This is a genomic window from Bacillus sp. SIMBA_074 (assembly GCF_046534555.1).
In the GTDB taxonomy this organism is placed as follows: Bacteria; Bacillota; Bacilli; order Bacillales; family Bacillaceae_G; genus Bacillus_A; species Bacillus_A mycoides.
Genome location: NZ_JAWRYM010000493.1, coordinates 1 through 273, shown reverse-complemented (window position 1 = coordinate 273; position 273 = coordinate 1). Strand labels below are relative to the sequence as shown.

Below are 273 nucleotides of genomic sequence, written 5' to 3'. Positions count from 1 at the left end.
CGGGATGGGGACCAACGCGGCGGTGAAGGCGAAGAGCGGAAGGACCAGCCCGTTGGTGAACGGCTCCAGCAGGTGCCGAGCACGGAGGCCCGGCCGGTGCGCCATTACGAGGCCCAGCGCCACGCCCGCGATCGTCGGGTGAACACCCGACAGGGCGACCAGCACCCAGGTGGCTACCGCGAAGATCAGCAAGAGCACGATGATCAGGGGTCGGGCGCGGGCGCGCAGGAGCCGACTGAGCAGCCCAAAGACGGTCACCGCGATCGCGGCACC

Annotated in this window: 1 protein-coding gene; it reads right to left on the bottom strand. The window is 70.3% G+C overall.

What is annotated here, in order from left to right; all coding sequences use genetic code 11:
- Nucleotides 1-258 (bottom strand): Na+/H+ antiporter NhaA (locus SB773_RS31720; protein WP_410594294.1); only part of this gene is annotated, 258 nt, incomplete at its 3' end.
- Between the last annotated feature and the right edge of the window lie 15 nt (nucleotides 259-273).